At 72.6% G+C, this 23,856-nt stretch carries 29 protein-coding genes; 22 read left to right on the top strand and 7 right to left on the bottom strand.

Going from position 1 to position 23,856, the window contains the following annotated elements; translation table 11 throughout:
• Nucleotides 1-84 precede the first annotated feature (84 nt).
• The 4 genes from EV284_RS28825 to EV284_RS28810 form a co-directional block, all read right to left on the bottom strand.
• Nucleotides 85-318, bottom strand: coding sequence for a hypothetical protein (locus EV284_RS28825; protein ID WP_130339236.1), 234 nt, complete (start codon nucleotides 316-318; stop codon nucleotides 85-87).
• A gap of 49 nt (nucleotides 319-367) precedes the next feature.
• Nucleotides 368-1,402, bottom strand: a complete 1,035-nt coding sequence (locus EV284_RS28820; protein ID WP_130339234.1) for a trypsin-like peptidase domain-containing protein — start codon at nucleotides 1,400-1,402, stop codon at nucleotides 368-370.
• A 101-nt stretch (nucleotides 1,403-1,503) separates the two neighbouring features.
• Nucleotides 1,504-2,529, bottom strand: a complete 1,026-nt coding sequence (locus EV284_RS28815) for a LacI family DNA-binding transcriptional regulator (RefSeq protein WP_130339232.1) — start codon at nucleotides 2,527-2,529, stop codon at nucleotides 1,504-1,506.
• Between the two features lie 107 nt (nucleotides 2,530-2,636).
• Nucleotides 2,637-3,431, bottom strand: a complete 795-nt coding sequence (locus EV284_RS28810; RefSeq protein WP_130339230.1) for a response regulator transcription factor — start codon at nucleotides 3,429-3,431, stop codon at nucleotides 2,637-2,639.
• Nucleotides 3,432-3,542: 111 nt separating this feature from the next.
• Here EV284_RS28810 and EV284_RS28805 point away from each other — a divergent pair, with 111 nt between their 5' ends.
• The 7 genes from EV284_RS28805 (at nucleotide 3,543) to EV284_RS28775 (ending at nucleotide 8,660) form a co-directional block, all read left to right on the top strand.
• The gene (locus EV284_RS28805; RefSeq protein WP_130339228.1) at nucleotides 3,543-4,394 is read left to right on the top strand and encodes an alpha/beta fold hydrolase; all 852 of its coding nucleotides are present in this window, start codon (nucleotides 3,543-3,545) and stop codon (nucleotides 4,392-4,394) included.
• A gap of 52 nt (nucleotides 4,395-4,446) precedes the next feature.
• Nucleotides 4,447-4,701: a MoaD/ThiS family protein gene (locus EV284_RS28800; protein WP_130339225.1), complete on the top strand. Its 255-nt coding sequence runs from the start codon at nucleotides 4,447-4,449 to the stop codon at nucleotides 4,699-4,701.
• Between the two features lie 4 nt (nucleotides 4,702-4,705).
• On the top strand, nucleotides 4,706-5,752 hold the full coding sequence (locus EV284_RS28795) for a hypothetical protein (RefSeq protein ID WP_130339223.1): 1,047 nt from the start codon (nucleotides 4,706-4,708) through the stop codon (nucleotides 5,750-5,752).
• Between the two features lie 183 nt (nucleotides 5,753-5,935).
• Nucleotides 5,936-6,673, top strand: a complete 738-nt coding sequence (locus EV284_RS28790; protein WP_130339221.1) for a DUF2993 domain-containing protein — start codon at nucleotides 5,936-5,938, stop codon at nucleotides 6,671-6,673.
• A gap of 439 nt (nucleotides 6,674-7,112) precedes the next feature.
• Entirely contained in the window at nucleotides 7,113-7,958 is an 846-nt protein-coding gene (locus tag EV284_RS28785; protein WP_130339219.1) for a sulfurtransferase, read from the top strand.
• Between the two features lie 53 nt (nucleotides 7,959-8,011).
• Nucleotides 8,012-8,299 carry a DUF1416 domain-containing protein gene (locus EV284_RS28780; protein WP_130339217.1) on the top strand — a complete coding sequence of 96 codons (288 nt, stop codon included), beginning with the start codon at nucleotides 8,012-8,014 and terminating at the stop codon, nucleotides 8,297-8,299.
• A gap of 97 nt (nucleotides 8,300-8,396) precedes the next feature.
• A complete protein-coding gene (locus EV284_RS28775) occupies nucleotides 8,397-8,660 on the top strand; it encodes a DUF3099 domain-containing protein (protein WP_130339215.1) in 264 nt (87 codons plus the stop codon).
• An 18-nt stretch (nucleotides 8,661-8,678) separates the two neighbouring features.
• Here EV284_RS28775 and EV284_RS28770 read toward each other — a convergent pair whose 3' ends face one another.
• Entirely contained in the window at nucleotides 8,679-9,041 is a 363-nt protein-coding gene (locus EV284_RS28770) for a DsrE family protein (protein ID WP_130339213.1), read from the bottom strand.
• Between the two features lie 206 nt (nucleotides 9,042-9,247).
• On the opposite strand from EV284_RS28770, the gene EV284_RS28765 reads away from it, so the two are divergent.
• From EV284_RS28765 to EV284_RS28730, 7 genes are all read left to right on the top strand, one after another.
• A complete protein-coding gene (locus EV284_RS28765) occupies nucleotides 9,248-9,922 on the top strand; it encodes a hypothetical protein (RefSeq protein WP_242625858.1) in 675 nt (224 codons plus the stop codon).
• Nucleotides 9,919-10,686, top strand: coding sequence for a hypothetical protein (locus tag EV284_RS28760; RefSeq protein ID WP_130339211.1), 768 nt, complete (start codon nucleotides 9,919-9,921; stop codon nucleotides 10,684-10,686). The genes EV284_RS28765 and EV284_RS28760 overlap by 4 nt, the downstream gene beginning before the upstream one ends.
• Nucleotides 10,683-11,492, top strand: coding sequence for a hypothetical protein (locus EV284_RS28755; protein WP_130339209.1), 810 nt, complete (start codon nucleotides 10,683-10,685; stop codon nucleotides 11,490-11,492). The genes EV284_RS28760 and EV284_RS28755 overlap by 4 nt, the downstream gene beginning before the upstream one ends.
• A gap of 221 nt (nucleotides 11,493-11,713) precedes the next feature.
• Nucleotides 11,714-12,289: an FABP family protein gene (locus tag EV284_RS28745; RefSeq protein ID WP_130339207.1), complete on the top strand. Its 576-nt coding sequence runs from the start codon at nucleotides 11,714-11,716 to the stop codon at nucleotides 12,287-12,289.
• A gap of 70 nt (nucleotides 12,290-12,359) precedes the next feature.
• Complete coding sequence (locus EV284_RS28740; protein WP_130339205.1) at nucleotides 12,360-12,797, top strand: Fur family transcriptional regulator; 438 nt, start codon at nucleotides 12,360-12,362, stop codon at nucleotides 12,795-12,797.
• A 10-nt stretch (nucleotides 12,798-12,807) separates the two neighbouring features.
• Nucleotides 12,808-13,773: a folate-binding protein YgfZ gene (locus EV284_RS28735; protein ID WP_130339203.1), complete on the top strand. Its 966-nt coding sequence runs from the start codon at nucleotides 12,808-12,810 to the stop codon at nucleotides 13,771-13,773.
• Nucleotides 13,774-13,889: 116 nt separating this feature from the next.
• Nucleotides 13,890-14,858, top strand: coding sequence for a CorA family divalent cation transporter (locus EV284_RS28730; protein WP_242625857.1), 969 nt, complete (start codon nucleotides 13,890-13,892; stop codon nucleotides 14,856-14,858).
• A 16-nt stretch (nucleotides 14,859-14,874) separates the two neighbouring features.
• Here EV284_RS28730 and dtd read toward each other — a convergent pair whose 3' ends face one another.
• Nucleotides 14,875-15,300: a D-aminoacyl-tRNA deacylase gene (gene dtd, locus EV284_RS28725; RefSeq protein WP_086694132.1), complete on the bottom strand. Its 426-nt coding sequence runs from the start codon at nucleotides 15,298-15,300 to the stop codon at nucleotides 14,875-14,877.
• 162 nt (nucleotides 15,301-15,462) lie between these two features.
• On the opposite strand from dtd, the gene EV284_RS28720 reads away from it, so the two are divergent.
• The 7 genes from EV284_RS28720 (at nucleotide 15,463) to EV284_RS28690 (ending at nucleotide 22,081) form a co-directional block, all read left to right on the top strand.
• Nucleotides 15,463-16,050, top strand: coding sequence for an aerial mycelium formation protein (locus EV284_RS28720; RefSeq protein WP_130339201.1), 588 nt, complete (start codon nucleotides 15,463-15,465; stop codon nucleotides 16,048-16,050).
• Between the two features lie 61 nt (nucleotides 16,051-16,111).
• Entirely contained in the window at nucleotides 16,112-17,350 is a 1,239-nt protein-coding gene (locus tag EV284_RS28715) for a GNAT family N-acetyltransferase (protein ID WP_130339199.1), read from the top strand.
• A gap of 307 nt (nucleotides 17,351-17,657) precedes the next feature.
• On the top strand, nucleotides 17,658-18,566 hold the full coding sequence (locus EV284_RS28710) for a GntR family transcriptional regulator (protein WP_130339197.1): 909 nt from the start codon (nucleotides 17,658-17,660) through the stop codon (nucleotides 18,564-18,566).
• An 88-nt stretch (nucleotides 18,567-18,654) separates the two neighbouring features.
• Nucleotides 18,655-19,533: a winged helix-turn-helix domain-containing protein gene (locus EV284_RS28705; protein WP_207229160.1), complete on the top strand. Its 879-nt coding sequence runs from the start codon at nucleotides 18,655-18,657 to the stop codon at nucleotides 19,531-19,533.
• Nucleotides 19,534-19,571: 38 nt separating this feature from the next.
• A complete protein-coding gene (locus EV284_RS28700) occupies nucleotides 19,572-20,297 on the top strand; it encodes an HAD family hydrolase (RefSeq protein ID WP_242625856.1) in 726 nt (241 codons plus the stop codon).
• Between the two features lie 138 nt (nucleotides 20,298-20,435).
• Nucleotides 20,436-21,509 carry an aminoglycoside phosphotransferase family protein gene (locus EV284_RS28695; protein ID WP_130339193.1) on the top strand — a complete coding sequence of 358 codons (1,074 nt, stop codon included), beginning with the start codon at nucleotides 20,436-20,438 and terminating at the stop codon, nucleotides 21,507-21,509.
• Between the two features lie 89 nt (nucleotides 21,510-21,598).
• Nucleotides 21,599-22,081, top strand: coding sequence for a hypothetical protein (locus tag EV284_RS28690; RefSeq protein WP_130339191.1), 483 nt, complete (start codon nucleotides 21,599-21,601; stop codon nucleotides 22,079-22,081).
• A gap of 3 nt (nucleotides 22,082-22,084) precedes the next feature.
• On the opposite strand, the gene EV284_RS28685 is transcribed toward EV284_RS28690, so the two are convergent.
• Nucleotides 22,085-23,122, bottom strand: a complete 1,038-nt coding sequence (locus EV284_RS28685; RefSeq protein WP_130339189.1) for an aldo/keto reductase — start codon at nucleotides 23,120-23,122, stop codon at nucleotides 22,085-22,087.
• Between the two features lie 121 nt (nucleotides 23,123-23,243).
• Here EV284_RS28685 and EV284_RS28680 point away from each other — a divergent pair, with 121 nt between their 5' ends.
• A complete protein-coding gene (locus tag EV284_RS28680) occupies nucleotides 23,244-23,828 on the top strand; it encodes a TetR/AcrR family transcriptional regulator (RefSeq protein ID WP_130339187.1) in 585 nt (194 codons plus the stop codon).
• Nucleotides 23,829-23,856 lie beyond the last annotated feature (28 nt).

Genomic DNA, 23,856 nt, shown 5'->3' with positions numbered 1-23,856 from the left:
CGGTACCTCGTAGGTGCGGTGGGGCGTGGACGGGCGGTTCTCAGCCTCGCACGTTTCGGCTCCGCCGCGTTCGAGGCCGGAGGGTCAGACCCCGGCCGGGGTGAGCCGGGTCAGGGCGGTGAGGCGGTTCAGCGGCACCTTGCGGCGGTGGGGGCGGGCGGCGGAGGTGCGCAGACCCATGAGCTGGGGCGCGGGAGTGGGCAGCTCGGGCAGGCGGGGGCTGGGGTCGGGGGTGTGCAGCTCGTGCGCCACCTCGAGGGCGACGGCGACGTTCGCCGGTCCGGAGACAGGGGCCTGGTGCGAGACGTGCTTGATCATGACGTTCTCCCTGCTGCTCGGTACTGCGCTGGTCCGTGGGGACGTGCTGTCAGCTCGTGGAACCCGCCCGGAGCTTCGCCAGGTCGGCCTTGACGGTGTCGACGGGGATGGCGAAGCCGAGCCCGATGCTGCCCGCGTCCGAGGACGAGGAAGCCTGGGAACCCGAGGAGTACATGGCGGAGTTGATCCCGATCACCCGGCCGGAGGCGTCGATGAGGGCGCCGCCGGAGTTGCCGGGGTTGAGCGAGGCGTCGGTCTGGATAGCCTTGTAGGTGGTGGTGGAGGAGCCGGTCTCGCCGTTGAACTGGCGGCCGCCGAACCGGAACGGCCACTGCTCGTCGCCGCCCTGCCCCTGCGCGCCCTGGCCCTCGCCGGTGGAGACGGTCACGTCCCGGTCGAGCGCGGAGACGATGCCGCTGGTCACGGTGGAGGTCAGCCCCTCGGGGGAGCCGATCGCCACGACCGTGTCACCGACCTGGACGCCCGACGAGGTGCCGAGCGGCGCCGCCTGGAAGCCCGAGGCGCCCTCCACCTTCAGCAGCGCCAGGTCCTTGGAGCTGTCGGTGCCGACCACGCGGGCGGTGCGGCTGGTGCCGTCGCTGGTGCGCACCTTCACCGAGGTGGCGCCGGAGACGACGTGGTTGTTGGTGACGATCTCGCCGTCGCCGCTGACGATCACGCCGGAGCCGGTGGACGAGCCGTTCGCGAGGGTCGCGTTGACCTCGACCACGCTCGGGGTGAGCGCCGCGGCGATGTTCGCCACGTCGCCCTTCTTGCCGGCCGCGACCACCGGGGTGGCCGTGTCGGTGGCGGTGGTGCCGTGCCCGGTGAGCTGCTGGAAGGCGTAGGCGGTGCCTCCGCCGACCGCGGCCGCGACCAGCGCGACCGCCGCGAGCAGCGTGACCGGACCGCCGGGACGCCTGCGCCGGTGTCCGGCCCCCGGCCCCGCGAGGGGGGCGTGGGCGGGCGGGGGCGGCCACTCGGGGTGCGCAACGGCCGCGGGGAAGGCCGCGTACGGCTGTGCGGGAGTTCCCTCGGGGTGCTCGTCCTCGTGGCCGCCACCGCGGCGCGTGCTCTCGGTCATACGAGGAGCATGTCCCGCGACCATGAGAGCTTCGTGAGGCCCGGCTGAGAACCCCGGCAGAACCGCCTTCGGTTCCTATGAGACCCCGCTGACCTGCGGATTCAGCTGCCGCAGCCGCAGCTTGCGCGGACCTGGAGACGGGACGGGAAGGTCTTCAGCCGCTCCCGGCGGGAGCCCGCCACGCGCAGACCGTCGTCCAGGACCAGGTCGACCGCCGCGCGGGCCATCGCCGGGCGGTCGGAGGCCACCGTGGTCAGCGGCGGGTCGGCGAGCGCCGCCTCCTTGATGTCGTCGAACCCGGCCACCGCCAGCTGGCCCGGCACGTCGAGCCGCAGCTCGCGGGCGGCTCGGAGCACGCCGATGGCCTGGTCGTCGGTGGAGCAGAAGATCGCGGGCGGCCGCCGGGGCCCGGCGAGGATCTCCAGCGCCACCCGGTAGGCGTCGTAGCGGTTGTACGCGGCCTCGAAGAGGCGGCCCTCGGTGGACAGGCCCGCCTCGGACATCGCCCGGCGCCAGCCCTCGACGTGGTCGGAGACCGGGTCGCCCACGGCCGGGGTGTCGGCGGTGCCGCCCATGCAGGCCACGTACTCGTATCCGTGCTCCAGCAGGTGGCGTACGGCGAGCTGGGCGCCGCCGAGGTCGTCGGTGGTGACGGCGACGTCGTCGATGGCCTCCGGGCGCTCGTGCAGCAGCACCACGCGGGCGTCCCACGCCTCGATCTCGGCGGCGGCCTGGTCGTTCAGCGCGTGCGAGACGAGGATGAGGCCGGAGACCCGCATGCCGAGGAAGGCCCGCAGATAGTGGACCTCGCGCTCGGCGATGTAGTCGGTGTTGCCGACCAGGACCATCTTCCCGCGCTCGGAGGCGGCCTGTTCGACCGCGTGCGCCATCTCCCCGAAGAAGGGCTGGCGGGCGTCCGGGATGATCAGACCTATCAGGTCGGTACGGCGCGAGGCCATCGCCTGGGCCACCCGGTCCGGGCGGTACCCCAGCTCCTGGATGGCCGCGAGGACACGCTCGCGCGTGGCCGGGGCGACCGGCCGGGGTCCGTTGTTGATGACATAACTGACCACGGCGGTGGAGGTCCCCGCCAGCCGTGCCACATCATCCCGAGTCACCTTCGCCACGCGCGGAGTCTACGCGGATTGACCCGCCCTGGGCAGGGCATTCATGGCGTGGACCGCGGGCCGGAGACAGCCGGGGGTGCCCTGGCACTACCCCGGCTGCGGCGGCTTTACGCGTCCGCCGCCACCTCGCTGTCCTCGCGGACGGTGGAGGCGTCCCCTTCCGCCGCCTTTGCCCGCCCGGACGCGGCCCGCCGGGCCTCGGCACGGGCCTCCTCGGCGGCCCGGTCCGGCTTCTCCGGGGTGACGAAGCGGTATCCCACATTGCGGACGGTGCCGATCAGCGACTCGTGCTCCGGGCCGAGCTTGGCCCGCAGCCGCCGCACGTGCACGTCCACCGTGCGGGTGCCCCCGAAGTAGTCGTACCCCCAGACCTCCTGGAGGAGCTGGGCCCGGGTGAAGACGCGGCCGGGGTGCTGGGCCAGGTACTTCAGCAGCTCGAACTCCTTGAAGGTCAGGTCGAGCACGCGGCCCTTGAGCTTCGCGGAGTAGGTGGCCTCGTCCACGGAGAGGTCGCCGTTGCGGATCTCCATGGGGGAGTCGTCGGTGACGAGCTGCTGGCGGCCCATCGCGAGCCGGAGCCGGGCCTCGACCTCGGCCGGGCCCGCGGTGTCCAGCAGGACGTCGTCGATGCCCCAGTCGGCGGTGACGGCGGCGAGCCCGCCCTCGGTGACCACCAGGACGAGCGGACAGCCCGGCCCGGTGGAGCGCAGCAGCTGACACAGGCTGCGCACCTGGGGGAGGTCCCGCCGGCCGTCGACGAGGATGACGTCGGCACCGGGGGTGTCGACGAGTGCGGGTCCCTCCGCCGGGGCGACCCGCACGTTGTGCAGCAGGAGGCCGAGGGCGGGAAGCACCTCCGTCGACGGCTGGAGGGCGTTGGTCAGGAGCAGCAGCGAACTCATACGTCTGGTTCCTCCTCGGTCCCTGCGAGGACGCCTCCGGTGCGGTACCGAAAGCACAAAAGGACTCGGGGGCTTCACTGCCCGAGTCCTCTGCCCAGCAGAATAGCCCACATGAGCAACCGTCCGGCGGGTCATGCGACACGTTCCACCATTCGTCCGAACTCCGAGACGCGTCAAGGCACCGGTGTCCGGACTTTTCTGCGTACGGCCGACGGAATCGCCGTCGATTCCGTATACGATCCCGGACCCGTCGTATACGAAACGGGCCCGGCGGGCCCCGCCGAGACCGTATTCGTGGTCGCGCACGGCTTCACCGGGGACGTGGACCGGCCGCACGTGCGCCGGGTGGCCCGCGCGCTGGCCGCGTACGGGGCGGTGGTGACCTTCTCCTTCCGGGGCCACGGCGCGTCCGGCGGGCGCTCCACGGTGGGCGACCGGGAAGTCCTGGACCTGGCGGCGGCCGTGGACTGGGCGCGCGGCTTCGGGCACGCGCGGGTGGTGAGCGTCGGCTTCTCCATGGGCGGCTCGGTGGTGCTGCGGCACGCGGCGCTGGACCCCGGCGCGGTCGACGCGGTGGTCTCGGTCAGCTCGCCCGCCCGCTGGTACTACCGGGGCACCGCGCCGATGCGCCGGCTGCACTGGCTGGTCACCCGCCCCTCGGGCCGGCTGGTCGGCCGGTACGGCTTCCGCACCCGCATCCACCACCGCGACTGGGACCCCGTGCCGCTCTCCCCGGTGGAGGCGGCCGCCCGGCTGGGGCCGGTCCCGCTGCTGGTGGTGCACGGCGACAGCGACGGCTACTTCCCGCTCGACCACCCCCGGATGCTCGCGGACGCCGCCGGGGAGACGGGCGAACTCTGGCTGGAGCCGGGCATGGGCCACGCGGAGAACGCGGCCGGGGAGGAGCTGCTGGCCCGGATCGGGCGCTGGGCGCGGGCGCGGACCGGGCGGGGGACGGACTAGCCTGGGCGGCACCGTCTTTATTTGTTGTTTCCGCTGTCCGATGAGGAACGAGATGCCCAAGGTCACGGTGCGCTACTGGGCCGCCGCCAAGGCCGCGGCCGGCACCGCCGACGAACCGTACGACGCCGACACGCTCGCCGAGGCGCTGGCCGCCGTGCGGGAACGGCACCCCGGCGAACTCACCCGCGTGCTGGACCGGTGCGCGTTCCTCGTCGACGGCGCTCCCGTCGGGACCCGCGCGCATGAGACGGTACGGCTGGCCGAGGGCGGCACGGTCGAGGTGCTCCCGCCGTTCGCAGGAGGATGAGGCGTTGAGCGACCAGCAGTCGTACGAGGGCGGCCCCTACTCGGGGTACGACCCCTACGGGCAGCAGCAGACCCCCGGCAACTGGGCCCCGCCACCGGAGCAGCCGCAGTTCCCGAACCCCTACGCCGACCCCTACGGGGGCCGGCAGGGCGCGGCCCAGCAGTGGCAGGGGCAGACCTGGGACACGCAGAACCACGCGCGGGTGCCGGTGGCCGAGCAGCCGTACCAGCAGCCCCCCGCGCCGGAGCCGGAGGAGCCCGCCTTCGGTCCCGCCACCCTCGCCGGGAACGCCCGGATCACCGACGCCCAGCGGGCCCGGCTGGAGGGCCGTTCGCCGATCATCGAGCCCGGCATCCAGCCCGCGGCGCTCACCGCGCTCCTCGGCGCCCTGCTCGCGGGGGCGGCGCCGCTCGGCTCGTACGCCCTGGTGGTGCCGCTGGTGCTGCTCCAGGCCGTGACGGCGGCCGGCTGGTTCCGGCTGAACGGCATGTGGCCCGCCCGGCAGGGCATCGCGCTGGCCTTCCTCGGCGGCCTGGTCGCCGACGCGGCCGTACTGGCGGCGGGCCGTGACCAGGCGCCGGTGGCGATCCTCGGCCCGCTCGGCATCTGGGTCCTGCTGGCCCTGGTCCTCCAGCTCCGTTCGCACGCCTCGCCGGACGAGCGGATGTACGGCCTGATGGCCACGGTCGCCTCCTCGGCGCTCGCCATCCTCGCCACCGGCTACCTGGGCGCCGCCCCGGCCGCGGTGTCGGTCGGCGCGGCGGCCGTCGCGGTCGCCGTCCTGGCCCGCGCGCTGCCGATGCCCACCCCGGTGTCGGTCGTCTTCGCCCTGCTCGCGGGCGCGGGCGCCGGCTTCGCCGTCGGCGGCCTGACCGACCTCGGCTCCCAGGGCGCGGCCCTCGGCGCGGGCGCGGCGGTCTGCGCCCTCGTCGGCCACCGCGTCGCCGCTTACGACTACCCCTCCCGCTTCGTCCACTTCACGGCGGGCGTGGCCCTCCCCCTCGCCGCGGCCGCCCCGGCGGTCTGGCTCCTGGGCCGCGTCTTCACCTGACCCGCTCTGCCCCGGCCGGGAGCGATTTCCGGCCGGGGTTTCCTGAAGGCGCCGGGGGTAAACGCGGGAAAAGCCGCACTACGGCATGGGCCCGTCACAGGTGATCCACAATTGCCGTCCGAGCGGCTCCGGCGGGGCTACGGTGGCGGCGCCGGAACCGAGCCGCCGACCCTTGGGGAGAACATGCGGGCCCTGCGAATACTCCTGATCCTCGTCGTGATCCTCGGCGGGCTCTTCGTGATCGCGGACCGCGTGGCGGTGCACTTCGCCGAGGGCGAGGTCGCGGACCGGGTGCGGGCGCGGGAGAACCTCGCCTCTTCGCCGGACGTGGACATCAAGGGCTTCCCGTTCCTCACCCAGGTGGCCTCCGGCTCGCTGGACGACGTGGAGCTGGGCATCGCGTCGTACCCGGTGCCCACCGGCACCGAGGGCCGCACGATCCGCATCGACGACCTCAAGGCCGACCTGAAGGACGTGAAGTTCTCCGGCGACTACTCCTCGGCCACCGCCAGGACCGGTACCGGTTCCGCGACCATCGCCTACGACCAGCTCATGCAGGCCGCCAAGACCGAGCCGACCGAGCTGGCGCCCGGCATCACCGCCCGGATCACCGGCCTCGGCGACGGAGGCGACGGCAAGATCAAGGTCTCGGTGAAGCTCGGCATCCCGGCGCTCGGCATCCAGCGGACCATCCCGGTGCTCAGTTCCCTCGACGTCAAGGGGGGCAAGGTCTCTGTGCACGCGGACGCGCTGCCGGTCATCGCGGGCGCCAACCTGGCGGACGGCACCTTCCGCCAGATCACCGACTTCCAGCAGGCCCTGGACAAGCTGCCCGGCGGCATCGCGGTGAGCAGCGTGCGGGCCACGGCGGACGGGGTGCGGATCGGCGTGACGGGTTCGGACCTGAACCTGGCCGGGTAGGACCCCGCCGGAGCGTCGTACGTCTGTCCGAGTGACGAGACGCGGTGTCCGCACCGCAGATGTGCGGTGGACGTGAAGACCCGAAAAGGCGTCCTGAGGCCGGTAATCCGGGCGCCGGGGCGCTTCTCCCGTTGTCCGACCCCTCGACTTTGACCAATATGCGGACGATAGCGTCTCATCATCCGACACGCCGGTGACACGTGCGCCCGGATCTCCTTACGATCGACGCCATGAAGCGACAGGCGGATCTCACGAAGCGGCGGGCAGTGGACCTGTGCCGCGTATCCGCCATGCTCTGTCGCCCCTTCTGAGCGGAAGTCACCGCACTCCCGCATCTCCATGCCGCCCTGCTGGAAGGGCATTGGTGCGCCGCCGCACCCGTATGCGCGCGCACCCCTCTCACCGCACGCCACCGTGACTGCCCCGGAGGAGAAAAAGCATGAGCCGCAGCGACGTCCTGGTCGACGCCGACTGGGTGCAGGAGCACCTCGACGACCCGACCATCGCCCTCGTGGAGGTGGACGAGGACACGTCCGCCTACGAGAAGAACCACATCCGCAACGCGATCCGCGTCGACTGGACCAAGGACCTCCAGGACCCGGTCCGCCGCGACTTCATCGACCAGGAGGGCTTCGAGAAGCTCCTGTCGGAGAAGGGCATCGGCAACGACACCCTGGTCGTCCTCTACGGCGGCAACAACAACTGGTTCGCGTCCTACGCGTACTGGTACTTCAAGCTCTACGGCCACGACAACGTCAAGCTCCTCGACGGCGGCCGCAAGAAGTGGGAGCTGGACGCCCGCGAGCTGGTCCCCGGGGACGAGGTGCCCGAGCGGCCGAAGACCGAGTACAAGGCCAAGCCGCAGAACACCGCGATCCGCGCCTTCCGCGACGACGTGGTGGCCGCGATCGGCAAGCAGAACCTGGTCGACGTGCGCTCGCCCGACGAGTTCTCCGGCAAGCTGCTCGCCCCGGCCCACCTCCCGCAGGAGCAGTCCCAGCGCCCCGGCCACGTGCCGAGCGCCCGGAACATCCCGTGGTCGAAGAACGCCAACGACGACGGCACCTTCAAGTCCGACGAGGAGCTGAAGGAGCTGTACGCGGCGGAGGACGTCGACCTCGCCAAGGACACCATCGCCTACTGCCGCATCGGCGAGCGCTCGGCGCTCACCTGGTTCGTGCTGCACGAGCTGCTGGGCGTGGAGAACGTCAAGAACTACGACGGTTCCTGGACCGAGTACGGCTCGCTGGTCGGCGTGCCGATCGAGCTGGGCGCAGCCAAGTAAGCCAGTAAGCAACCCCGACCGACCTTCTGGTCAGACCCCTTACGGAGAAAGCCATGTGTGGAGCGAAGGCCGGCGGCCCGGACGCCTCGACGATTCAGCCCGGTGAGACCACCATCCAGGGGCAGGTGACGCGGGACGGCGAGCCGGTGACGGGCTACGTCCGCCTGCTGGACTCGACGGGCGAGTTCACCGCGGAGGTCCCCACCTCCGCCACGGGGCAGTTCCGCTTCTACGCGGCCGAGGGCACGTGGACCGTACGCGCCCTGGTGCCGGGCGGCACCGCGGACCGCACGGTCGTCGCCCAGCAGGGCGGTCTGGCCGAGGTCGCCATCGCCGTCTGAGACGTAGGCGGACGCTCGCGGCCGGGCAGGGGCCGCGCCCACCGGGTTGGACACCTGGGGCGCGGCCCTTCCGGCTGTCCGGCCCTACTCTGGACTCATGTACGCACGGCGGCGTCGTCTGTACTTCGTGATGATGGGGGTCTGCGTCGTCCTCTTCGTCCTCGCCTGGGCGGTGGTCCGGATCTGGTCCGTCCCGGCGGCTGTCGGGATGTGCCTGTTCGCCATGGTGATCCCGCCGGTGGCCGCGATGGTCGCCAACCGGCGCGGCCCGGAGGACCGCTGGTGGGACGCCCCCTCCGGGGACCCCGAGTCCGACGAGTGGTGGGACGAGCTGGACGGCAAGAAGCGCCCGCGCCCCTGAGGGGTGTCCGGCGGACGGTCAGTAGACGAGGGCCTGCGTGCCGTCCGCCATGACCTCCTGCACGAAGACCTGCGCCCCGGCGATCCGTACGCCCTCGATGACGTCCCCCTCGCCGATGTCCCGGCGCACCGCGCACTGCGTGCACAGCGTGACCCGCCCCGCCGAGAGCACCGACTCCAGCAGGTCCTGCAACGGCGCCGCGTGCGGCAGCTCGAACTCCGCCGCCCGCCCCGGCAGCGCGAACCACGCCGACTCCCCGGTCAGCCACACCGACACGTCCACCCCACTCGCCACGGCCACCGCGGCCACCGTGAACGCCTGGGAACACCGCTCCGGAGCATCGGCCCCGGCGGTCACCTTGATCACGAGCTTGTTCGCCATGACCGAATCGTAATCCGGCGCCCTGCAACTACATGGACATGCCATGAGTCTGCTGTGGGGCGCGGACCACCGGGTCCGTGCTTCCTGTCCTGTGGGGGGACGACACGTTGAGCACCACGGAAAGTCCGGAAAGACCGGTACCCGAGCAAGCTGAGAGCCCCGAGCCGGCCGAGGCCGCACCTGCGCCGCGCCGGAGCCGTCGTATCGTGCGCCGTCTGGCGGTCGCCGTGGCGCTCGGGCTCGCCGCCGGGACCTGCGCCGGTTACCTCGTCCAGGCCGGCCGCGCGCCGGTCAAGCTGCCCCCGCTCTCCCAGCCGAGCCTCGCGCAGGCCACGGGCAACGGCCCCGCGCCGCTGTCCGCCGCCCAGGACCACCAGGCAAAGGTGGAAGGCGATCTGCGCGAGCTGCTGCTGAAGAGGCCGGGCGGCACCCGTGCGAACCCGGCCATCGAGAGCGACGACGGCTGGCTGGACCTCTCCGCCTACGCGGAGCTGTACACCAAACCGGACGCTGCCTTCCGCGATCTCGTCGGCGACGAGTTCCGCCGCGCCGCCATCACGGGCTGGATCGAGTCCGGAAACCGCAGGGTGGAGATCCGCCTGATCCAGTACCGACAGGTGGAGTCGCAATCCGCCCGGGAAGCGGCCTTCGACGGCCGCAGCTATGCCGCCGACGACGCCCACACCCGGAGCTGGCCCGTCCCGGGCACGGGCGATGGCGAGTTCTTCGTCCACGACCGGCCCCGGAGCGGCTCCGTGTACGAGGCCGAGGCGCATGCCCATCGCGGGGACATCGCCATGGAGATGTGGGTGGGGGACACCAAGCCGGTCTCTCCCTCCCGGGTCCGGGAGCTGGCACGAGCGCAGATGGAGCGGCTGTGAGCACGGACAGTGACATGGTGAGCAAGCCCGCCCGACCCCGCCGCACCGCGCGGATCGTGGGCGCCGCCCTCGCCCTGGCCGCCGTGGCCGGGATCGGCTGCACCGCCGCTGTGGTGCACGGGGCCGACCGTTCGCCGGGCGCGCCCGCCTGGCGGCTGCCGCAGGCCGCGAAGGAGAGGAAGGGCGCGGAGGAGCAGTCCGGGCTGCGCGCCCTGCTCCTGCCCTTCGGTGAGGAGCGGTACGTCCGGGGCCCGGACGTGGAACAGTTCGGCTCGGACACCGAGCTGACCGGACGGCAGACCTCCGACCTCCTGCGCCAGTCGCTCCGGAGCATGCCCCGGTCCCAACGGCTCCAGCTGGAGAAGCGGTTCGAGAAGAACCCGGTCAAGGGCATGGCGGTGCGCAGTTACGCGAGCACATCCTGGCCCGGCGGGGACTCCCGCGTCTTCACCGTGGAGATGGTGCTGAGCCGGTCGGACCGGAGCACCCTGCGCGCGCGCAACCGCTCCCAGCAGCAGTTCGTCGACGCCATGAAGGTCTTCCGCAAGGGGCCCGCCATCAAGGGCCACCAGGACCACGCCGCGTGCTTCCTGCCGCCGGCCGTCGACGGGGAGAAGCTCGACTCGATGTCGTGCTCCGGCTATGTCGGGGACATCGGCGTCACCGCCTGGATCGAGGGCACCGCGCCGCTCGACCTGAAGGGGGCCGCCGACATGATGCGCGCCCAGTTCGACCGCATCAAGGAACCGGGTGAGGCCGTATGACCGAGTCACAGACACCGCCGCTGCCCGAGCCGCCGCCCGCGCGGTCCGGGAGGGACCGCCGTCGCACGGGCGCGGTCCTGCGCTGGGCCGCCGTCGTCGCCGTGTTCGCGCTCACCGGGACCGGGACGGCGTACGGGATCAGCCGGGCGGACCGCGCGGACCTGCCCGGTCTCGCCACCCGCACCGACGGGCGCTGGGAGTACCCGGCCCTCGTCAGGCCCCCGCTGCCGTCCGGGAGCCCCGGCCCGCTGGCCGCCGCGAACAAGGCGGGCACGCACTATGCCGACCTGCGCGCCCTGCGGCTGCCCGCACCGAAGAACGCCACGGTGGACAAGACCCTGTCCGGCACGGACGGCTGGCTGCCCGTGAAGGACTTCCTCGCGCAGTACGACGCGTCGGGGCGCGGGGAACTGGGGCAGGCGCTGACCGACCGCGGTCTGCGGCATGTGACGAGCCGTGGCTGGACCACCCCGGACGGCACGCGCACCCGGATCGATCTGCTCCAGTTCGCCACGGCCGAGGTCGCCGAGGACTCGGCGAGCATGTTCGTGAGCTACAACGGGCCCCTGCATCCACTGCGCGGCGCCCCCGCCTTCGAGCCCGAGGGCTTCCCGGAGGCGGCCCGGCTGGACAAGGTCTGGCTCGCCGCGTTCGCCGAGGCCAAGCCGTACGGCAAGGAGCAGACGCGGGTGGCGTACGCGGCCGCCGGGGACACCGTCGCCATGGTCACGCAGTCCCGTCCGGGGGGTGCGGCGGCCGTTCCGTTCTGGCAGACGGTGACGTTGCAGAGCGAGCTGCTCGCCTGAGGGCCACCTCGCCAGGAGACTCCGACCCCGGCCGCGTAAGCTGGGCGCGGCTCTGTCGTACGTCCACTTCCGCTCAAGGAGCACACCCGTGGAGATCTTCTTCGAACTGCTGCTGGTCCTGGTCTGCGTCGGCGTGCTCGCCTTCGCCGGGCTGACCGTGAAGAAGCTGTACCAGGGCCAGCGCTGAAGCACCGCCCCAGAACCGACAGGAACGGCCGCTCATGATCGAGATCCCGTCTGACCTGCACAAGGACCTCGTCCCCCTCGCCTTTCTGCTGGGCAACTGGGCGGGCGCTGGGGTCCACGACTTCCCCGGCTCCGAGAAGTGCAACTTCGGCCAGGAGGTGAGCTTCACCCACGACGGCCGGGACTTCCTGGAGTACCGGTCCCACACCTGGGTCCTGGACAACGAGGGCAACAAGGTCCGCCCGCTGGAGTCCGAGGCCGGCTTCTGGCGGATCGACGCCGAGCGCAAGATCACGGTCACGATGACCCGTGACGACGGCGTGGTGGAGATCTGGTACGGCGAGCTGGCGGACAAGAAGCCGCAGATCGACCTCGTCACCGACGCGGTCGCCCGCACCCCGGAGTCCCCGGCGTACACCGGCGGCAAGCGGCTGTACGGCTACGTCAAGGGCGACCTCATGTGGGTCGGCGAGAAGCAGACCCCCGAGGTCGAGCTGCGCCCCTACATGTCGGCCCAGCTCAAGAAGGCCGTCACCCCCGAGGACGTCGAGCGCTGGGCGAAGGACCTCCCCGAGGACATGCCGGACGACGGCATCGCGTTCTTCAAGTAGGCCTGTGCCGAACCGGGCCGGGCGTCCCGTCCGAGCGGGGCTCCCGGCCCGGCGGCCCTACACTTCCAGTGTGGTGAGCACCGACTGGAAGAGTGATCTCAGGCAGCGCGGCTACCGGCTGACGCCGCAGCGGCAACTCGTGCTCGAAGCCGTGGACTCCCTGGAGCACGCGACGCCGGACGACATCCTCGTGGAGGTCCGGAAGACCGCCTCCGGGGTCAACATCTCCACCGTGTACCGCACGCTGGAGCTGCTGGAGGAGCTGGGCCTGGTCAGCCACGCCCACCTCGGCCACGGCGCGCCGACCTATCACCTCGCCGACCGCCACCACCATCTCCACCTGGTCTGCCGGGACTGCGAGAACGTGATCGAGGCGGACCTGGAGGTCGCCGCGGACTTCACCGCGCGGCTGCGCGAGCAGTTCGGGTTCGACACCGACATGAAGCACTTCGCGATCTTCGGCCGGTGCGCGGACTGCACGCGGAAGAGTCCGACCACGCCGTCGTAGGCTGGCCCGTATGAAGAGCCCCCTGCTGTCCCTGCCCGGCGCCGTTCCCGCCGAGGGCGTGGACGAAGGCGTCGCCGCCCACTACGGCGACCTGTTCCGCGAGCAGCGCGCCCTCGCCGACGGCACCGGTTTCGTCGACCTCTCCCACCGGGGTGTCGTCGCCGTGACCGGCGCGGACCGGCTGAGCTGGCTGCATCTGCTGCTGACCCAGCACGTCAGCGACCTGCCGGCCGGCGAGGCCACCGAGGCGCTGGTCCTCTCCGCCAATGGGCACATCGAGCACGCCCTGTACCTGGTGGACGACGGGACGACCGTCTGGGCGCACGTCGAGCCCGGCACGCAGGAGGCGCTGATCGCCTACCTGGAGTCGATGAAGTTCTTCTACCGCGTCGAGGTCGCCGACCGCACCGCCGACACCGCGGTGGTCCACCTCCCCGCCGGCTCCATCACCGCGGTCCCCGAGGGCGCGGTGGTCCGCGAGACGCCGTACGGCCGTGATCTCTTCCTGCCCCGTGCGGAGCTGGAGGAGTTCGCCGCCGGCTCCGGCCCGGCCGCCGGTCTCCTCGCCCACGAGGCGCTCCGGGTCGAGCAGCACCGGCCCCGCCTCGGCTTCGAGACCGACCACCGCACGATCCCGCACGAGCTGGGCTGGATCGGCACCGCCGTGCACCTGCAGAAGGGCTGCTACCGGGGCCAGGAGACGGTCGCCCGCGTCCAGAACCTCGGCAAGCCGCCGCGCCGCCTGGTCTTCCTCCACCTCGACGGCAGCGACGTCCACCTCCCTCCGCCCGGCACCGAGATCCGCCTCGCCGACGACGGCCCGGACGGCCGCAAGATCGGCCTCGTGACCACCTCCGTACGCCACCACGAGCTCGGCCCGGTCGCCCTGGCCGTCATCAAGCGCAACGTCCCGACCGACGCGCGGCTCCTGGCCGGAGACACGGCGGCGGCCCAGGAGACGGTGGTCGAGCCGTAGGCGACGCGGACTCACCGGCCGGCGCCTGCCGAGGCGCCTGGGGGTGGCTGCGGTTGCGGGGACGCCGTCGGACGGAGAGGCTGCACGCACAGGGCCCCGGGAGCGACGGCGGAGCGATGACTGTAACGGTGGTGTCGATGCCGGAGGTGACCGTCACCCGTACGGACCTCGCCGGCGCCAGGGAGCGGCTGGCCGGGGATTCCCTGCTCCTCGTCGACGTCGAACTGCCACCGGACGCCGAGCCGGTGCCGCTCGCCGCCCGGCTGGGGCTCGACGCCGCGGAGCTGGACTGGTTCGGCAGGCCCGGAGAGCCGGCGCGGGCCGACTTCCTGGGGGACCGGGCCGGCTTCGTGGTCCCCGTGGTGCAGGGGGACGCGATCAGGCACGTGCACGTCGTGGTCACCGAGCGCTTCCTGGCCACCGCGCACCACGGCCAGGGGGACCTCGCGCACAAGATCGCCCAGGGGCTGCGGCACGAGCGGCCGGTCGACCCGGTGCACATGCTCTTCATCGTGCTCCAGGAGGCCCTGGCGACCTTCCGGCTGTCCGCGGTGCGGAACCTGCTGGAGACCGAGGAACTCGAGGACGAGATGTTCGAGGACCGCAAGGCCGAGCAGCTCCAGTCCCTGGCGCGGCTGCGCCGGCGCTCCGCCCAGCTGCACCACGCCCTGCTGCCCTTCCTCCAGGTGACCGACGCGGTCCTCACCCGGCGGATGATCAACCCCTCCTTCCCTGAGGAGCGGCAGCGCTCCGCCCGGGAGTTCCAGACGGCCGGGCGGCTGGTGCTGGCCGACATCGAGTCGCTCCAGGAGGCCACCCGCCGGTCGTTCGCCAGCTACTCCTCGCTCGTCGCGGGCGAGCAGAACGGGGTGATCAACCGGCTGGCGATCGTGTCGGTGATCTTCCTGCCGTTGTCGTTCCTCACGGGGTTCTTCGGCATGAACTTCACGTTCCTGACCGACAAGCTGGAGACCAGGGACGACTTCTGGCTGCTCGCCATCGGGCTGCAGGCGATGGTCCTGCTGGGCTCCGTCTACGTGCTGCACCGCACCCGCATCTGGCGCCGCCTCCTCGACGAGGACTAGCGGCCCCGCGAGGGCCTCAGATGTCCAGCAGGATCGTGAAGGGGCCGTCGTTCACCAGGGAGACCCGCATCCGGGCCCCGAAGCGGCCCGTGGCCACCGTGGCGCCGAGGGCGCGGAGCTGGGCGACGACCTCGTCCACCAGGGGTTCGGCGACCGGGCCGGGGGCGGCCGCGTTCCAGGTGGGGCGGCGGCCCTTGCGGGCGTCGCCGTAGAGGGTGAACTGGCTGACGACCAGCAGCGGGGCGTCGATGTCGCTGCATGACCGCTCGTCGGACAGCATGCGCACCGACCAGAGTTTGCGGGCCAGCTGGGCCGCCTTCTCCTTGGTGTCCTCGTGGGTCACGCCGACCAGGACGCACAGGCCCTCGCCCTCGATCGCGCCCACCGTCTCGCCGTCCACGACGACGCTCGCGCCGTCCACCCGTTGCACCACCGCACGCATGCGCCCCATCATGCCGTGCCGTCGGCGGCGCCCCGGTCCTGGGGGCCCACAACCAATCAATACCCCCCATCCAGGGCCGTTCGTGGGCAGTCGGTCACATAGCGGCCACTGGGGGTGGCACGATGCTTCCCACACGCCGGTCGAGGGGACGGTCCACCGCACATGAGCACACCGAGCACCAGGGGTCCGGTCACGCATCGGCCGCCCGCGCAACGCGCCGAGAGCCCGCCGAGCCCGCCGCCCGAGGAGCCCGCCACGGGCGTCCTGGCCCCGCTGAGCCTGCCCGATCTGCGCGCCCTGCGCCGGGACGCCCAGCGGGAGGAGGCCGATCTGAGCTACGTCCGGCGGCTGCTCCAGGGCCGGATCGACATCCTGCGCGCCGAGCTGGCCCGCCGGGGCGGGGAGCGCGTACCGGCGCCGGTGGACGGGTCGGTGGTGGAGCGGCTGTCCGAGATCCTGGCCGACGCCCCGGCCCGCCACCGCTCCTCCGCCCGCCACGTCACCCTCGGCACCCCGCACAGCGAGGAGTACGGCCGACTCGCGGCGGAGATGCTCGCCGAGGTCGAGCTGTCCGACCTCACCGCCCGCACGGACGCCGAGCTGGCGGACGCGATGGGCCGGCTGACCCGGTACGAGCAGGAGATCTCCCACCGCCGCCAGGGCCTCCAGCGCACCGCCGACGACTGCGGGGGCGAGATCGCGCGCCGGTACCGGGCGGGCGAGGCGCAGGTGGACGACCTGCTGGCCTGAGCGGACCGGGGCGCGGGAAATGCGCGCGACACCCGGCGGGTCCCGCGCCTACCGTGGTCCCATGATCGACGTACGCCCCGTGGCCCAGGACGAGTTCGACAACTGGCACCGCGCACTGGACACCGGCTTCCTCCAGGAGCCCGTGCTCACCGCGGAGCAACGCGCGGCGAGGCTGAGGCAGTTCGAGCCGGGCCGCCTGCTCGGCGCCTTCGACGGTGCCCGCTGCGTGGGCACCTTCCGCTCCTTCGCGCAGGAGGTCACCGCGGTCGGCGGCGCGTATGTCCCCTCCAACGCCGTCTCCAACGTCACCGTCTCCCCGACCCACCGCCGCCGCGGCCTGCTCACGCGCATGATGCGCCATGACCTGGCGGCCGCGCGGGAGCGCGGGGACGTGATCGCCACGCTGATCGCCGCCGAGTACCCGATCTACGGGAAGCACGGCTTCGGCCCCGCGACCTGGGCGACCAACTGGACGGTGGACGTGGGCCGTTCGGGCCTCGATCCGCGCTGGGCGGGTCCGGCGGACGGCGCCCGGATCGACCTGGTGGACGGCGCCGAGGTGCGCGCGCTCGGCCCGAAGCTGTCCGAGCGGGTGCGCGCGGTGACGCCGGGCGCGATCGGACGGGACGAGCTGTGGTGGGACGCCCGTACCGGCGTGGCCCGCTTCGGCCGGGACTGGACCGAGCCGTTCCACGCGGTGTACCGGTCCGCCTCCGGTGAGGTGGAGGGGCTGGTGTCGTACCGCTGCGAGGCCAAGTGGGAGGGGCAGCAGCCGGACAACACGGCCAAGGTGGAGTGGCTGACCGCCGCGACCCCGGCGGCCGAGACCGCGCTGTGGCGCTACCTGTGCTCGATCGACTGGATCACCCACGTCAAGAGCGGCTGGCGGGCGCCGGACTCCCTGCTGCCCTTCCTGCTGCCGGACGCCCGCGCGGCCCGCGTCGCGACGCACACGGACTGGCTGTGGGTCCGGCTGCTGGACGTCGCGGGGGCGCTTCGGGCGCGGAGCTACGAGCGGTCCGGGTCGCTGGTGCTTCAGGTGCTGGACGAGGACGGCACGGCGGGCGGGCGGTACCGGCTGGAGGCGTCCCCCGAGGGCGCGTCCTGCACCCCGGCGGGCGGCGCGTCCGCCGAGTTGACGCTGCCGGTGGCCGAGCTGGCCACGGTGTGGCTCGGAGACGGCTCGCTGGCACGGCTGGCGGCGCTGGGGCGGGTCCAGGAGGAGCGGGAGGGCGCCGCCCGTGCGGGCGACGCCCTGTTCCGCACGTCCGTGCGCCCATGGTGCCCGGACTCCTTCTGACCCGGCCCCGGTCGTCTCCTGCCGTGCCGGCGGCCGTTCATCCGTAGCGTGCTGTTCGGTTGTGGCTGTGCGCTGACGCTGTTCGGTTGTGGCTGTGCGGGTGTTCAGTTGTGGCTGTGCGCTCCCGTGGCCGCCCCCTGCCGGGCTCCCGGCTCCCCTCCGGAGGGGAACCCGGTCGGCCAACCGTCGGGAAGCCCGACCATGTCGGTCAAGTTGGCTGCCAACTTCACTGTAGTTATAGCCGCGTGGAAGCGGCTCATAACCATCATCCCGCGAACTGCCGGAAGATGGCGGGAAGTTGTAGCCTTTGTCCGTGGACCCGGAACACGTCTCCGCCACTGGGCGGAAGAGGTCACCACGGTCACAGCCCTCACGCGTCACCTCTCGGGTGGTGGCCGACACCCTGCGCACCCGTATCGACACCGGCGTGCTGCGCCCCGGCGAGCGGCTGCCCACCCAGGCGGAGCTGGCCGAGGAGTTCGGGGTCGAGCGCGGCACGGTCCGCGAGGCGCTGCGCATCCTGCGGGTGGAGCGGCTGCTCGCCGGATCGTCGCAGGGCAGCCCGGCCACGGTGGCCGTCCTGCCCGGCGCGGTGGGCCCGGCCGCGCCGCCGCAGCCCACGATGGCGGGCCTCGCGCCCCGTGTCGCGGCCGCCTTCGCGGTCCCGCACGTCCGCGTGGACGCCCTCTGCCTGACCTCCGTCTCGCTCACCCTCGCCATCGGCGAACCGCTCCGCCAGATCCATGCGGGAGGGCTGAAACCGGCCAAGATCGACGTACGGCTGCTGCTGCCGAGCCGTGACATCGCCCTCGCCTTCCCCGCCCCGGTGGACGCCGCCGACACCGCTCTGCTGCACCGGCGCTGGCTGGCCCAGCGCAACGCCCAGGGCCAGGTGCTCCGGCACAACCTGCTCGCCCTGCGCGCCACGCACGGCATCGACGTCCGGGTCCGCTTCCGCGCGCTCCCCTTCACGCCCCCGGTCAAGCTGTACCTGCTCAACGGCTCCGAGGCGCTGTTCGCGTACTACACGCTGTCCCGGCGGGAGCGGGACATCGGCCCCGAGCACCTGACGCTGTACGACGCCGAGGGCACCCGGTCGATGCTGTTCGCCTTCGCGCGGGGGGCGGGGGAGCGGGACGCCGAGTTCGTGACGCAGTCCCGGCTCTGGTTCGACGCGCTGTGGGAGACGATCAGCTCGGAGCTGGTGCTGGGGTAGCCGAGTTGGCGGCCAACTCTTGACCGGTGGTCCGCACTTGGCTGCTACTTGCCGACAACTGCCCGTAGATGGACTGAGGTTGTACCGTTTGGTCGTGACCCAGGAGAACGTGGCAGTGAGCGGCAGACGGTTCACCGCCCAGGAGATCGCCGACGCCCTGCGCGCCCGCATCCGCGCCGGCGAGCTGAGGGCGGGCGAGCGGCTGCCCACCCAGGCCGAGCTGGCCGAGGAGTTCGGCGTGGAGCGCGGCGCGGTCCGCCAGGCGCTGCGCCTGCTGCACGCCGAGGGCCTGCTCACCGGCGTGACCAAGGGCAGCCCGCCGCGCGTCGCGCGGCCCGCCCCCGTGCAGGACGGCCCCCAGCCCACGATGGTCGCCCTCGCCCACCGGCTGGCGGAGGCGTTCACCGTGCCGCACGTCCGCGTGGACGCCGTCTGCCTCACCGCGCAGAGCCTGATCCCCGCGCTCGGCGAGCCGCTCCGGCTGATCCACGAGGGCCGGGTGTGCCCCGAGCGCGTCGACGTACGCGTCCTGCTGCCCTCACGGGACATCAGCCTCGCCTTCCCGGTCCCGGTGGACCCCGGGGGTGACGACGCGGACCCGGTGCACCGGCGCTGGCTGGCGATGCGCAACGCCCAGGGACAGGTGCTCCAGTACAACCTCAACGCCCTCCGCGCCACGCACGGCATCGACGTCCACGTCACCTTCCGCGCGCTGCCCTTCACCCCGCCGGCCAAGCTGTACCTGCTCAACGGGGCGGAGGCGCTGTACGCGTACTACATGGTCACCCGGCGCGAGGAGTCCACCGACACCGGCACCCTGGAGATGTTCGACACCCTCGGCTCGGAGTCGATGCTGTTCTCCTTCGAGAAGCGGTCGGGCCAACGGGACGCCTCCTTCGTGGAACAGTCGCAGAAGTGGTTCGACGCCCTCTGGGAAACCATCACGACGGACCTGACACTCTCCTAGTGACTTCCAAGACGCCGGAAACGACGCAGCATGAGCTGGTGGCGACCGAAACGGTCGAGGAGCAGAGCGACCAGGGGATCGAGAAGCTACGGGAACTGATCGGCGCGCGGGTCGTCCTCTGGGACTTCGACGGCCCGGTCTGCCGCCTCTTCGCCCGGCACCGCGCCGAGCGGGTGGCGGCCGGGCTGGTGGAGTGGCTGGCCGGACGCGGACTGCGCGGGCTGCTCACCGAGGACGAGCGGGAGACGCTGGACCCGCAGGTGGTGCTGCGCGCGGTGGACCGCCGCCACCCCGGCAGCGACCTCGTCGCCGAGCTGGAGGAACGCCTGACCCAGGACGAGCTGCTGGCCGCCGCCTCCGCGTGGCCGACCCCGTACGCCGACCCGCTGATCCGCACCTGGTCCGCCGTGGGCTCCCGGCTGGCCGTCACCACCAACAACTCCCCGCGCGTGGTCGACGCCTACCTCGCCGGACGCGGCCTGACCGGCTGCTTCGCCCCCCACGTCTACGGCCGTACCGCCGACCTGCACCGTCTCAAGCCCGACCCGCACTGCCTCAACCGGGCCCTCGTCGCCCTGGGCGCCGCCCCCGGCGCCGCGCTGATGATCGGGGACTCGCCCACCGACCTCGTCGCCGCCGAGCGGGCCGGGGTGCGCTTCCTCGGCTACGCGAGCGGTGAGCGCCGGGCCAAGCAGCTCCGCGCCTCGGGCGCCGAGACGGTCCTCACCTCCCTGGAGCCCCTGCTGCTGGCCCTGCGCGGCTAGCTTGCGGGCACGTGTGTGCGCTCTGTCCCCGGTCCGGGGGAACCGGGCTGGGGTCGTGGGGCCGGGACCCACTCCCGAGGCGGTACCGTGCTGCCACTTCCGCCCCTTTCGGCAGGGCGCACGGCGAGAGAACGGGCCATGTCCCCCGAGACGGTTTCGATTGCCCGGCTGAACGCGGCCGGAGCCAGCGGCGACGACAAGCTGGTCGAGGGCCCGCTCCAGGGCTACCACCACGAGACGTACGTCTTCCCGCTGGCCGGTGAGGCCGCGCGGCTCCACCCGGGGCGGTGGAAGTGCCGGGAGCCCCGCGACGGACTGCTCTGGTTCGACCGGCGCTGCTTCGCCTCGGAGGAACGCCTGCTCACCGCGGTGGGCGACCGCGTGCCGCGCGTCCCCGGCCTGGTGGAGGTCGGCGGGATGCGGCTGATGCGGTTCATCGAGGGCGCCACCCTCGGCGCGCTCCACCCCTCCGGCACCGAGGTGCCGGAGGGGCTGTGCCGACAGATCACCGAGCTGTTCGGCAGGCTCGCCGCGATCGGCCCGGACGACGTGACCGCCGAGCGGCGCTGCGCCACCGAGGACCGCCCCGCGGACGGCGACAGCGACGGCTTCCTGGAACGCCTCGTCCACTTCACCGAGCACCGCGTCTACCGCCGCAACCTCGACCGCTTCGAGGCTCTCTTCGCCGAACTCGGCCTCACCGAGACCTCGTTCAAGCATCTGCGGGCCCATGTGCACGGGCTGTCCCGGCGCCCCTTCTGCCTCCTCCACGCCGACCTGCACCGCGAGAACTTCATCGTCGATCCCGTAGACCGCCTGTGGACCATCGACTGGGAACTGGCCATGGTCGGCGACCCCCTGTACGACCTCGCCACCCACCTCCACCTCATGCGCTACCCGGCCGCGCAGTCCCGCGAGATCGCCGCCCGCTGGCACACGGCCGTGCGCGCGGTCCGCCCACCGAGTGTGCGCGGCTGGACGGAGGACCTGGCCCCCCTGCTCGCCTACAAGCGCGCCCAGTCCGTCTTCACGGACGTCATCCGCTCGGCCCTGGCGCTGGAGGACCCCGCCGCGCCCCCGGCCGCCGCCCTCGCGGCGAAGCTCCGGGAGATCCTGGCGAGGGGGGCGCGTCCGCTGGGTGTGGTCGAGGTGCCGGACGTGGGGCGGGTGGCGGAGGCGCTGAAGCGGTGGCACGCGGCGCAGGGGAGCTGAGCACGGGGCGCCCGGGGTCTGAGCACGGGGTGCCGCACTCGCGCCGGTCTCCTGGCCGGAGGTGGGGGTATGCCCGATGCTGAGGGGTGATGCTGCTCTTTCTCGACATCGACGGTCCGCTCATCCCCTTCGGCGCCCCCGACGGCACGTACCCCGAGTTCGCGGGAGGCGGCGGGCCGGGCGGCCATCCGCTGCTCGGGCGGGTCGATCCCGGGCTCGGCGCCCGGCTGGCCGCGCTGGGGTGCGAGCTGGTGTGGGCGTCGACCTGGATGGATGACGCGAACGCGGTGGTCGGGCCGTGGCTGGGGCTGCCCCGGTTGCCGGTGGTGCCGTGGCCGGACGAGGACGAGCCGCCCGCCCTGATCCACTGGAAGACGCGCCCGCTGGTGGAGTTCGCGGCGGGCCGGCCGTTCATCTGGGTCGACGACGAGATCACCGAGGCCGACCTGGCCTACGTCGCCGTCCACCACCCCGCCCCGGCTCTGCCGCACCGTGTGGACCACGCCTACGGGCTGACCCCGGCCGACTTCGCCACCCTGCGGGAGTGGCTGAGCAGGCACCCGTCGGGCTGACCCTCAGGCGGCCGACCGCTCCCCGGCCCAGCGGCGCCGCAGATGTGCCTCGGTGATCGCGGGCGGGGCGTACTCCATGTCGAGGGCGCCGACGTCCGTACCGGGCGGGACGACCGCGTCGACGCGGTCCAGGATCTCGTCGGACAGCGTGACCTTGTCGCCGGCGAGCAGGTCGTCGAGCTGCTCCATGGTGCGCGGGCCGATGATCGCGGAGGTGACGCCGGGGTGGCTGATCACGAAGGCCAGCGCGAGGTGCGTCAGCGAGACACCGGCCTCCTCGGCGACCGGGATCAGGCGTTCCACGGTGTCCAGCCGCCGCTCGTCGCGCAGGTGCCGGAAGCCGTAGGTGGAGCGGTGGGTGTCGGCCGGCCGGTCCTTGCGGTAGCGCCCGGTGAGCATGCCCCCGGCCAGCGGGCTGTAGACCAGCGTCCCCATGCCGTACCGCTCGCACACCGGCAGCACCTCGCGCTCGACACCCCGGTTGAGCAGCGAATACGTCGGCTGCTCGGTACGGAACCGCTGGAGCCGGTGGTGTTCGGCGACCCACTGCGCCTCGACGATGTCGGAGGCCGGGTAGCTGGAGGTGCCGATCGCGCGGACCTTGCCCGCGCGCACCAGGTCGGTGAGGGCGGAGAGGGTCTCCTCGAGGTCGGTGTCCGGGTCGGGGCGGTGGATCTGGAAGAGGTCCACGTGGTCCGTGCCGAGCCGGCGCAGCGAGTCGTCCAGCGCCCGCGTCAGCCAACGCCGGGACGCTCCCTGCATGTTGGGGTCGGCGCCGTCGGCGTTCATGGGCAGCCGCGCCTTGGTGGCGAGCACGACGGAGTCCCGCCGCCCCTTCAGCGCCTTGCCGACGATCTCCTCCGACTCCCCGTACGAGTACATGTCGGCGGTGTCGATGAAGTTGATCCCGGCGTCCAGCGCCTTGTGGATCATGCGTACGGAGTCGTCGTGGTCGGGGTTGCCGACGGCGCCGAACATCATCGCGCCCAGGCAGTAGGGGCTGACCTTCATGCCGGTCCGGCCCAGCGTGCGGTACTTCATGAGTCTCCTCCAACCCGCGGTGGCCAGGGCCCGCCGCGGCGCGCTACGCTCACGAAAACGGAACGGTGTTCCGGGAAGAACGATACGGAACACTGTTCCGGTTAGCAAGTGGAGGTCTGCCATGGCCGACGCCGAGCCGTCCCGGCCGCGTCTGAGGGCCGACGCGCGGCGCAGCGTCGACACGCTGCTCGCGGCCGCCGCCGAGGTGTTCGCCGAGTCCGGCGTGGACGCGCCGGTACGGCAGATCACCGCTCGCGCGGGCGTCGGGGCGGGCACCCTCTACCGGCACTTTCCGCAGCGCTCCGACCTCATCGCGGCCGTCTTCCGCCACGAGGTCGACGCCTGCGCCGACACCGCGCCCGTGCTCGCCGCCGGCCACGCCCCCGTCGAGGCCCTGCGCCTCTGGCTCCTCCGCTTCACCCACTTCATCGCCACCAAGCGCGGTCTCAGCGCAGCCCTCCACTCCGGCGACCCGGCCTACGACAGCCTCCCGTCCTACTTCCAGCTCCGCCTGGTGCCGGCCCTGGAGGAACTGCTCGGCGCCGCGGCCAAGTCGGGCGAGATCCGCAGCGACACCGACCCCGAGGACCTCCTCCGAGCCGTCGCCAACCTGACCCTCCCGGCCCAGGACGACGACGGGCACACGGGGCGGATGGTGGGGTTGCTGCTGGACGGGCTGCGGTACGGGGGCGCGGCCGGGAAGTGATCGGCCGCTCGCCTGGCGGGAAACCAGC

The sequence above is a fragment of the Streptomyces sp. BK022 genome, assembly GCF_004217355.1.
Taxonomy (GTDB): Bacteria; Actinomycetota; Actinomycetes; order Streptomycetales; family Streptomycetaceae; genus Streptomyces; species Streptomyces griseoluteus.
This window is presented reverse-complemented; position numbering and strand designations above follow the sequence as displayed.

Coding starts and splice junctions, on each gene's coding strand:
- EV284_RS28825 (WP_130339236.1), bottom strand. CDS start 318: ATGATCAAGCACGTCTCGCACCAGGCCCCTGTCTCCGGACCGGCGAAC.
- EV284_RS28820 (WP_130339234.1), bottom strand. CDS start 1,402: ATGACCGAGAGCACGCGCCGCGGTGGCGGCCACGAGGACGAGCACCCC.
- EV284_RS28810 (WP_130339230.1), bottom strand. CDS start 3,431: ATGAGTTCGCTGCTGCTCCTGACCAACGCCCTCCAGCCGTCGACGGAG.
- EV284_RS28805 (WP_130339228.1), top strand. CDS start 3,543: ATGAGCAACCGTCCGGCGGGTCATGCGACACGTTCCACCATTCGTCCG.
- EV284_RS28800 (WP_130339225.1), top strand. CDS start 4,447: ATGCCCAAGGTCACGGTGCGCTACTGGGCCGCCGCCAAGGCCGCGGCC.
- EV284_RS28790 (WP_130339221.1), top strand. CDS start 5,936: ATGCGGGCCCTGCGAATACTCCTGATCCTCGTCGTGATCCTCGGCGGG.
- EV284_RS28785 (WP_130339219.1), top strand. CDS start 7,113: ATGAGCCGCAGCGACGTCCTGGTCGACGCCGACTGGGTGCAGGAGCAC.
- EV284_RS28780 (WP_130339217.1), top strand. CDS start 8,012: ATGTGTGGAGCGAAGGCCGGCGGCCCGGACGCCTCGACGATTCAGCCC.
- EV284_RS28775 (WP_130339215.1), top strand. CDS start 8,397: ATGTACGCACGGCGGCGTCGTCTGTACTTCGTGATGATGGGGGTCTGC.
- EV284_RS28770 (WP_130339213.1), bottom strand. CDS start 9,041: ATGGCGAACAAGCTCGTGATCAAGGTGACCGCCGGGGCCGATGCTCCG.
- EV284_RS28755 (WP_130339209.1), top strand. CDS start 10,683: ATGACCGAGTCACAGACACCGCCGCTGCCCGAGCCGCCGCCCGCGCGG.
- EV284_RS28745 (WP_130339207.1), top strand. CDS start 11,714: ATGATCGAGATCCCGTCTGACCTGCACAAGGACCTCGTCCCCCTCGCC.
- EV284_RS28735 (WP_130339203.1), top strand. CDS start 12,808: ATGAAGAGCCCCCTGCTGTCCCTGCCCGGCGCCGTTCCCGCCGAGGGC.
- EV284_RS28730 (WP_242625857.1), top strand. CDS start 13,890: ATGACTGTAACGGTGGTGTCGATGCCGGAGGTGACCGTCACCCGTACG.
- dtd (WP_086694132.1), bottom strand. CDS start 15,300: ATGCGTGCGGTGGTGCAACGGGTGGACGGCGCGAGCGTCGTCGTGGAC.
- EV284_RS28720 (WP_130339201.1), top strand. CDS start 15,463: ATGAGCACACCGAGCACCAGGGGTCCGGTCACGCATCGGCCGCCCGCG.
- EV284_RS28715 (WP_130339199.1), top strand. CDS start 16,112: ATGATCGACGTACGCCCCGTGGCCCAGGACGAGTTCGACAACTGGCAC.
- EV284_RS28695 (WP_130339193.1), top strand. CDS start 20,436: ATGTCCCCCGAGACGGTTTCGATTGCCCGGCTGAACGCGGCCGGAGCC.
- EV284_RS28690 (WP_130339191.1), top strand. CDS start 21,599: ATGCTGCTCTTTCTCGACATCGACGGTCCGCTCATCCCCTTCGGCGCC.
- EV284_RS28685 (WP_130339189.1), bottom strand. CDS start 23,122: ATGAAGTACCGCACGCTGGGCCGGACCGGCATGAAGGTCAGCCCCTAC.
- EV284_RS28680 (WP_130339187.1), top strand. CDS start 23,244: ATGGCCGACGCCGAGCCGTCCCGGCCGCGTCTGAGGGCCGACGCGCGG.